We start from the raw sequence: 7,397 nt of genomic DNA, 5'->3' as shown, positions 1-7,397 counted from the left end.
CATTGATCTCCACCGTGATGCTGTCGATCGCCGCCTTGGCCGCGTCGACGGCGGCGCCGGCATCGACGACCTGCGCCTTCGCGGCGCTGATCGCCGCCTCGGTCGCGGCGAGTTGCGCCTTGGCGGCCGCCACGGCAGCCTTGGCTCCTTGTTCATTGGCACGGTCGTCGTCGAGAACCTGCTGCGACACCGCATTGGTTTTGATCAGCGTCTCGGCGCGCACCAGCCGACGCTCCAGCGCATCGAGTTGCGCGTCGCGCTGCGCCACCACGGCGATAGCCGCTTCGCGCTCGGCCTCGCGCTGATTGACCTGGCTGGCGGCGGTCTGCACCCCGATCGTCGCGCGCCGCAGCTGCGCTTCGGCTTGACGGCGCTGCGCCTCGAGCTGATCGGTGTCCATCCGGGCCAGCACCTGACCGGCGGTGACGAAATCGCCTTCACGCACCAGGATCTCGCGGATGCGTCCGGCCGCCTTGGTCGAAATGTCGATCTCGGTCGCCTCGATCCGGCCATTGCCGCTGGCGATTCCCGGCGGCAGCGCCTTGGTGCCGAAGGTGCGCCACACGACGTACCCGCCGCCCGCGGCCGCCACGACGGCGACAATCATCACCCAACGCTTCCAGTCCGTCGCCATCGTCTCTCTCCGGTCACGCCGCTTCGCGGGATGCGACCGACCGCATCCTCGACACCGGCATGTGGTTCGACTTTGCAGAGCCGCGCGAACCGCACCTTGAGCAGGATCAACAGCGGTTGATCACAGCAGCGTTAGCTGTGTCCCGCATGCATCAGCCGACGTCCTGTTAGTTGTCGCCACCAAGGAGTTCGCCCGTGAGTCACAAGGCCGTCACACGACAGGCGCCGTCTCCGAAAGTCACGACACGCGATCGGATCCTCGACGCCGCCATTCTGCGATTCTCCCGGCAATCCTACGAAGCGACAGGGCTGCGCGATATTGCGGCCGACGTCGATGTCGACGTCGCCTACGTGCATCGCTGCTTCGGCTCGAAGGAACGGCTGTTCGCTGCGGCGGTGGAGGCGGCGCTGCAGCCCGAAGCGATGCTGAGCGGCAAGGCCGAAGACCTTGCGGCGACCCTGGCGCGAGAGCTGGTCGCGGAGGATTATGGGCCGGACGATGTGCGGCCGCTCGATATCATCATCCACTCGCTGTCGAGCGCCGACGCGTCCCGCGTGCTGCGGGACGTCGTGGCTCGGAGTTTTATCGAGCCGCTCGCCGCCAAGCTCGGTCATCGCGACCAGCTCAATGCGTCGCTGATCACGGCGCTGCTCGCCGGCACCGGCATCCTGCGCACCGTGCTCGGCATCGCGCCGCTGCAGGAGGCGGAGGGCGGAAGGCTCGAAGCGATGATGACAGCGGCGCTGGAGGCGGTCATCGCCAGCGCCGGCGTACGCGTCGAACCGGGCGCCTAAGCGCGTTCAGAACTCGGCCCGCTCCAGCGCCGCCTTGTCGTGCAGCGAGAACTGCGGTCCATCGTACAGAAACGAGTGCTGGTGGATGATGATGCGGTCGCCCTCGACGCTGACATGCGCGTAGTCCGGCGGCTCGTGCGAGCCCGGAATGTGGCCTTCCGTCACCAGATCGAACGCGACCTGATGGGCGAGCGCGCGCTGGATGTGAAACGGAATGCCGCGCCAGACGCCGCCGATCGGCCGGTGCAAATGCCCCATGAACAGATAGTCCGGCCGGCGGGTGCGTGCGATCACCTCCCACTCGGCCTCCGGATTGGCAAGCCGGATCGTATCCATGTAGCGCAGCCCGGTGTCGAACGGCGGATGATGCTGGAACAGCAGCAGCGGCCGATCAGCCGGCGCCGACATCAACGCCTGTTCGAGAAACCCCAGCCGTGCCTCGCACAACAGGCCAGCGTGATTGGACGCGTCCTCGTTCAGCGTATCCAGCGTCACGATGGTTGCGGCGTCGAACACCTGCATGGTCTGCACGAAGCCGTGCGGGTCGCGCGGCACGCCGGGGAAGTAACGCGCAAAGCCGTCGCGCTTGTCGTGATTGCCCATCAGCAGAAACGTGGGCGCGTTGAGATCGCGCAGCACCTCGGCGAGCGCCTCATAGGCCGGATCCTCGCCCCAATGCGCCAGATCGCCGGTGACGATCACGAAGGCGATATCCGGATGATCGCGATTGATGCAGGCGATCGCGGCGCGCAGCCGTTCCGCCGGATCGAGGCCGTAGATGCGCCGGCCGCGGGCGACGAAATGCGTATCGGTGAGAACGACGAACTTCATCGGACCATCGTCTCCCGATCCCACGCCTGATAATCCGGCGAGCCTTCGACCCGGATCGGCCCGTCATAGCCGAACTCGACCATGTGAACCGTGACGTAGTCGGCGCCGACGAAGGCGACGCCGTAGGACTCCGGCAGGTCCGACGCGCTCAGCATCGCGGTCTCGGAGAACAGCGGATACGACGCGTGGTTGGTGCCGCGCAGCGACGAGGTCGGCACGCCGGCGACCGAGCCGGACAGCGGCAGATGGCAGTGGCCGAAGAAGATGTGGCGGATGCGATCGCGATGCGCGCCGACAACGCCGCGAAACGCGGCATCGTCGAGCAGCCGGATCCGATCCATCGGGCCGAGATGAGTCGGCACCGGGTTGTGATGCATGAACAGCAGGAACGGCCCCGGATGCTCGTCGAGCTGCCTCGCCAGCCAGCCGAGCCGGGCGTCGCAATAGCGGCCCGCATGGGTGTCCGGCTCGACCGTGTCGAGCAACAGGCAGCGCGCGGCCGAGACGTCGTGAATGCTCTGCACAAAGCCGCCATCGGCGCATTCCGGAAACACACTCAGAAACACGTCGCGGCGGTCGTGATTGCCGATGCACAGCCGGGTCGGGACCGGAAACTCGCCGAGCCGCTGTTTCAGCCAGACATAGTCCTCGCGATCGCCCCAGTCGGACAGATCGCCGGTGATGACCATCAGCTCGGCGTCGTGATGATCGCGCAGCACATGCGTCAGCGCCCGCTCGAAATTGCGCCGCGGATCGCGGCCGCCGATGGTCTTCCCCGGCGTCGTCAGATGGATGTCGCTGAGCTGGATCAGTTTCATGATGGCCTCCGGTGAGACGCGGAGCGGTCGCCCGCTCCGCATGCTTTGCATCCTTGCTCAGCGCGCTGCGCCGACGGTCTTCGGCAGCATCTTCTGGACGTCCTTGGTCATGTCGGCGAGCACTGCCTCCGGCTCCTTGGCGCGGGCGCCAGAGACGATCGAGTTGAGGTGGTCCTTGATGACGTCGGTGATCTTCAGGCCGTTATCGCCTGGGAACGCGTACCACTTGGTCAGCAGGCCGAGCTGGCTGACGGCCGTGTAGTTGTTCGGGTTCTTGGCGTAGAAGTCCTTGAGATAGACGTCGTTGGCGACCTTGTTGGGCGGCATGTAGCCGGTGGTCTCGGCCATGATGGCGGCGCCCTTCGGGCCGGTCCAGAATTTCACCACTTCCCAGGCGGCGTCGCGCTTGGCCTTGTCCTTGGCGGTGATCAGCACGACGTTGCCGCCGGCCGGCAGCCGGCCGTTCGGCTTCACGACGTCGGGGAACGCGATGGTCTTCAGCGTGAACTTGCCGCCAATCATCTGGGTGGTCTTGTTGAGATCGGAGGTCGAGGTGATATGAATGCCGGTCTTGCCCGCCGCGAAAGTGGCGCGCATCGACGGCTGATCGAGATTCGGCATGCCGCCTTCGGTGACGAGACGGGCAATCTGCTTGATGGCGAACTGGCCTTCGGGGCCGTCGAACGCCACCTTGGTTTCGTCCGCGTTCAGCATGGTGCCGCCGCGGGCGAACACCGGCGCCTGCCACAGCCAGTTGCCGGTGATATCCCAGGCGTAAGTGATGCCGTTGATGTCCGGGCCGAGCGCCTTGACCTTCTTGGCGAGGTCGATCAGGCCGTCCCAGCTATTCGGCAGATTGTTCGGATCGCCGCCGGCCTGCTTCACCAGATCGACATTGACATAGACGATCGGCAGCGAGATCGCGAACGGCAGCGCATAGACTTTGCCGCCGGCGGTGCCGATGTCGTACATCGCCTGATGGAAGCCCTGCTTGTCGAAATCCTTCTCGGCCGTGATGTAGCCGTCGAGCGGCGCCGGGATGTTCTTGTCGACCAGCACGCGGATGCGGTTGAGGCCCTGGAAGGTGACGTCGGGCAGCTGATTGGTCACCGCCTCGCGCAGCACCTTCTGGGTGCCTTCTTCATAGGATTCGTAGGGCGCGCGCAGCGTCACCTTGATCTCCGGATGCACCTTGGCGAATTCCGCGGCGATCTGCTTGTGGGTCTCGCTGAACAGCTCCGGATACGGATATTGCAGCACCACTTCGGTCTGGGTCTGCGCCTGGGCCATGCCTGCGGCCAGCGACATCGCCGCCGCCATCATCCAGCTTCGCAACATCTTGGTTCTCCTTGTGTGAGGGACGTCATTTCAATCCGGTGAGGGTGATGCCCTCGATGAAGCGGCGTTGCGCCAGCAGGAACGCGATCACCAGCGGAGCGATGATCACCAGGGCGGCCGCCATCAGCGGGCCGTAATTGGTGCCGGCCTCGGCATTGCGGAAATGCGCGACCGCGAGCGGCGGCGTGTAGTAATGCTGGCTGTTGAGCACGATCAGCGGCCAGAAATAATCGTTCCAGTGCGCCACCACCGAGAAGATGCCGAAGGCGGTGACGGCCGGGATCGCGGCCGGCAGCATCACGCGCCAGACGATGCCGAATTCGGAGATGCCGTCCATCCGCGCGGCGTCGATCAGATCGTCCGGCACCGTCTTGAAGAACTGCCGCATCAGGAAGATTCCGAACACCGAGATGGTGAACGGCAGCACCAGCGCCGCGTAGCTGTCGAGCGCGCCGAGCTTGTGCAGCAGCAGGAACACCGGGATCGCGGTCGCCTGCGGCGGAATCAGGATTCCGAACAGCACCAGCGCGAACAGCGTGCCGCGGCCGAGGAAGCGCAGCTTGGCGAGCGCATAGGCGGCCGGCAGCGCGATCAGGATCTGCAGCGCAAAGATCGACACGGTGACGATCAGGCCGTTGAGCAAATAACGCCATAGATCGGCCTTTGCGAACGCTTCCTGCAGATTGTCCCACAGCGCGAAGTGATGCGGAATCAGATGCAGCTCGCTGGAATAGATCTCGTCGGCCGGCTTCGAGGCGGTCGACAGCATCCAGATGAACGGCGCCAGCACCACCAGCGCGCCGGCGAGCAGCACGGCATGGCGCAGCAGCGGCCACGGGCTCAATTTGATCGCGCGGCTCATGTGTAATGCACCTGGCGGGCGGTGAGACGGGCTTTGACCAAGGTCAGCGCCAGCACGAAGACGAGGAACACCACGGTCAGTGCCGCCGCGTAGCCGGAGCGGAAGAACTCGAAGCCTTCCATGTACATGGTGTGGATCAGCACCTCGGTGGCCTTGGATGGGCCGCCCTTGGTGAGCACGTGCACGGTGTCGAACACCTGAAAGGAGCGGATGCCGGTGATCACCACGACGAACACGGTGACCGGCCCGAGCAGCGGCCAGGTCACCAGCCGGAACTGCGACCAGGCGCTGCCGGCGCCGTCGATCTCGGCGGCGTCGTACAGCGCCTTGGGGATCGACACGAGGCCGGCGAGGAACAGCACCATGTTGAAGCCCAGCGCCTGCCAGATGCCGATCACGCACAACGACAGCAACGCGGTGTCGCGCTCTTGCAGCCAGCCATGGGCCTGAAGGCCGAAGCTGCGCAGCAGGCCGTTCACCAGACCGAACTGCGGATGCAGCATGAACTCCCAGACGATCGCCATCGCGATCAGCGTCGCCATCACCGGCAGGAAGTACACGGTGCGATAGAACCCGCGCAGCCCGGTGCCGCTCTGGATCAGCAGCGCGACGCCGAGGCCGAGCACAACCGAGCCCGGCACCACGACCACCACATAGGTCAGCGTGTTGGTGAGTGAGATCCAGAACGTCCTGTCGGCGAACATGTCCTGATAATTGGCGAGGCCGATCCAGGCGAAGGACGGCGCGCCGAGCTGATAGTCGGTAAAGGACAGCGCGATGACACCGCAGAGCGGCCCGATCAGCATCAGCAGCATCAGCACGACTGCCGGGCCGACCAGCGCATAGGCGGACGCGCCGCGCAGTCGCAGCGGCTTTCGTGCGGCCGCAGCCGCGGGACGCGGCAGCGCGAGGGCACCGGGCGTGAGAACTGCGTCAGACACCGGCCACCTCCAGGGTGCGCACCACCGCCGGCGCCGCGTGGGTTTCGATCCGCTTGCCACCGGCATCGAACAGCCGCACCGCATCCGGCGCGAAGCAGAACCGCAGCGCGCTGCCGAGCATCGGCAGCTCGCGCACATCGCCGATCCGCGCCAGCAGCGGCGTCGCGAGCCCTTCGACGCCGAGATGCACAAAGGCTTCGGCGCCCATGTTCTCGACATGCACGACATGGCCGACAAATGGCCCCGCTCCGGCCTGGATGCGCTCCGGCCGCACGCCGATCCGGCACGGCTGCGCGATCCCCTTGGCCGCGACGCCGATCCGCTGACCGAGCGTCTCAACCGCGCCGTCGCTGCGGATCTGGCTGGGCAGCACGTTGATCTTCGGGCTGCCGACGAATTCGGCGACGCGGAGATCGCGCGGGTTGTCGTAGACCTCGGCGGGGCGGCCGACCTGCACCAGCTCGCCGCCGATCATCACGGCGATGCGGCCCGACATCGTCATCGCTTCGGCCTGATCGTGGGTGACGTAGATGAAGGTCGCCTGCAGCCGGCGATGCAGCTGCGCGATTTCGGCCCGCATGTGGACCCGCAGCTTGGCGTCGAGATTCGACAGTGGTTCGTCGAACAGGAACGCCACCGGGCGCCGCACGATGGCACGGCCGACCGCGACGCGCTGGCGCTGGCCGCCGGAGAGCTGGCCGGGCTTGCGCTTCAGGAACGGAGTGAGTTCGAGCTGCGCCGCGACGTGCTCGACCTCGTGCCGGATCTCGCGCTCGACGCGGGTGCGGTTCGGCAGCAGCCGCCCGAGCGCCGGCAGCCGCTCCAGCGTCGTCAGCCGCTTCATCCGCAGCGGCACCGCGATGTTGTCGAAGACGCTGAGATGCGGATAGAGCGCGTAGGATTGAAACACCATCGCGAGATTGCGCTGGCTCGGCCGCACGCCGTCGACCGGCTCGCCGCCGATCCGCACTTCGCCGGAGCCCTGCTGTTCGAGGCCGGCGATGATACGCAGCAGGGTCGACTTGCCGCAGCCCGACGGGCCGACCAGCGAGACGAACTCGCCGTCTTCGATCGCCAGATCAACGCCTTTCAACACATCGGTGCCGTCGAAGGATTTGCGGATGTCGCTGAGTTCGATTGTCGCCATGCCGCCTGCTCCTCACCTGCGATCCATACGCA

8 protein-coding genes are annotated in these 7,397 nt (G+C 66.0%); 1 reads left to right on the top strand and 7 read right to left on the bottom strand.

Annotation, left to right across the window (positions count from 1 at the left end):
* On the bottom strand, nucleotides 1-634 hold a 634-nt coding region (locus ACOJTD_RS07740; RefSeq protein WP_420132339.1), incomplete at its 3' end, for an HlyD family secretion protein.
* Nucleotides 635-828: 194 nt separating this feature from the next.
* Here ACOJTD_RS07740 and ACOJTD_RS07735 point away from each other — a divergent pair.
* Nucleotides 829-1,428 carry a TetR family transcriptional regulator gene (locus ACOJTD_RS07735; RefSeq protein WP_420132338.1) on the top strand — a complete coding sequence of 200 codons (600 nt, stop codon included), beginning with the start codon at nucleotides 829-831 and terminating at the stop codon, nucleotides 1,426-1,428.
* A gap of 6 nt (nucleotides 1,429-1,434) precedes the next feature.
* On the opposite strand, the gene ACOJTD_RS07730 is transcribed toward ACOJTD_RS07735, so the two are convergent.
* Genes ACOJTD_RS07730 through ACOJTD_RS07705 form a run of 6 tightly spaced genes read right to left on the bottom strand, consistent with a single transcriptional unit; the run spans nucleotide 1,435 to nucleotide 7,365 of the window.
* Nucleotides 1,435-2,259 carry a phosphodiesterase gene (locus ACOJTD_RS07730; RefSeq protein WP_420132337.1) on the bottom strand — a complete coding sequence of 275 codons (825 nt, stop codon included), beginning with the start codon at nucleotides 2,257-2,259 and terminating at the stop codon, nucleotides 1,435-1,437.
* Nucleotides 2,256-3,077 (bottom strand): phosphodiesterase, encoded by an 822-nt coding sequence (locus ACOJTD_RS07725; protein ID WP_420132336.1) that lies wholly within the window; start codon nucleotides 3,075-3,077, stop codon nucleotides 2,256-2,258. The genes ACOJTD_RS07730 and ACOJTD_RS07725 overlap by 4 nt, the downstream gene beginning before the upstream one ends.
* 57 nt (nucleotides 3,078-3,134) lie before the next feature.
* Nucleotides 3,135-4,415: an ABC transporter substrate-binding protein gene (locus tag ACOJTD_RS07720; RefSeq protein ID WP_420132335.1), complete on the bottom strand. Its 1,281-nt coding sequence runs from the start codon at nucleotides 4,413-4,415 to the stop codon at nucleotides 3,135-3,137.
* Nucleotides 4,416-4,440: 25 nt separating this feature from the next.
* The gene (locus ACOJTD_RS07715) at nucleotides 4,441-5,277 is read right to left on the bottom strand and encodes a carbohydrate ABC transporter permease (protein ID WP_420132334.1); all 837 of its coding nucleotides are present in this window, start codon (nucleotides 5,275-5,277) and stop codon (nucleotides 4,441-4,443) included.
* The gene (locus tag ACOJTD_RS07710) at nucleotides 5,274-6,218 is read right to left on the bottom strand and encodes a carbohydrate ABC transporter permease (protein ID WP_420132333.1); all 945 of its coding nucleotides are present in this window, start codon (nucleotides 6,216-6,218) and stop codon (nucleotides 5,274-5,276) included. The genes ACOJTD_RS07715 and ACOJTD_RS07710 overlap by 4 nt, the downstream gene beginning before the upstream one ends.
* The gene (locus ACOJTD_RS07705) at nucleotides 6,211-7,365 is read right to left on the bottom strand and encodes an ABC transporter ATP-binding protein (RefSeq protein ID WP_420132332.1); all 1,155 of its coding nucleotides are present in this window, start codon (nucleotides 7,363-7,365) and stop codon (nucleotides 6,211-6,213) included. Before ACOJTD_RS07705 ends, ACOJTD_RS07710 begins: the two co-directional genes overlap by 8 nt.
* Nucleotides 7,366-7,397: the final 32 nt, after the last annotated feature.

This window comes from Rhodopseudomonas sp., from assembly GCF_048594845.1.
Classification (GTDB): domain Bacteria; phylum Pseudomonadota; class Alphaproteobacteria; order Rhizobiales; family Xanthobacteraceae; genus Rhodopseudomonas.
Note: the sequence above shows the minus strand (reverse complement) of the source record. Positions and strands in the feature narration are given on the sequence as shown.

What these genes read in the sequence shown, in the direction of transcription:
- ACOJTD_RS07730 (WP_420132337.1), bottom strand. Translation starts at nt 2,259, where the DNA reads ATGAAGTTCGTCGTTCTCACCGATACGCATTTCGTCGCCCGCGGCCGG.
- ACOJTD_RS07725 (WP_420132336.1), bottom strand. Translation starts at nt 3,077, where the DNA reads ATGAAACTGATCCAGCTCAGCGACATCCATCTGACGACGCCGGGGAAG.
- ACOJTD_RS07720 (WP_420132335.1), bottom strand. Translation starts at nt 4,415, where the DNA reads ATGTTGCGAAGCTGGATGATGGCGGCGGCGATGTCGCTGGCCGCAGGC.
- ACOJTD_RS07715 (WP_420132334.1), bottom strand. Translation starts at nt 5,277, where the DNA reads ATGAGCCGCGCGATCAAATTGAGCCCGTGGCCGCTGCTGCGCCATGCC.
- ACOJTD_RS07705 (WP_420132332.1), bottom strand. Translation starts at nt 7,365, where the DNA reads ATGGCGACAATCGAACTCAGCGACATCCGCAAATCCTTCGACGGCACC.